General features: G+C 50.1%; 1 pseudogene. It reads right to left on the bottom strand.

Going from position 1 to position 417, the window contains the following annotated elements:
* Positions 1-417, bottom strand: a pseudogene (locus tag UF06_RS21565) (transposase); the annotation flags it as partial.

Below are 417 nucleotides of genomic sequence, written 5' to 3'. Positions count from 1 at the left end.
CCTTGAGGACATTGAGCGGCGTTTCATCCGCCTGACCCACCACTTGCTCGAGTAGGTGCCCTTTCAAAGCTGCGTAAAGTGTAGCGAACTTCTCACTGACTTGGATAATCCCCCGTGCCATCGTGGTTCGTGAGAGTTCGATACCCGATTGGGTAAACAGGGATTCTGGGCGGTAAAGTGGCATCGCGTATTGGTATTTGCCTAGGATGATATTGGCCAGCAAGCTTTCTGTCGCGAAGCTCTTAGGGCTACTGCTTCGCAGCGCTGGCTTTTGAACAACGTGGTTTTTGTCTTCTGATTGCTCGCATTGGCGACAAGCATATTTAGGACCAACATATTCCTACGCTTTGAGTAGCGCTGGAGTGAACTCACGTTCATCGCTACAGTCTTCACCGATTTTATGCAGTCTATGTTGGG

The organism is Vibrio sp. S234-5 (assembly GCF_000960595.1).
In the GTDB taxonomy this organism is placed as follows: Bacteria; Pseudomonadota; Gammaproteobacteria; order Enterobacterales; family Vibrionaceae; genus Vibrio.
The sequence above is the reverse complement of the archived record's forward strand: the minus strand, read 5'-3'. Positions and strand labels throughout refer to the sequence as shown.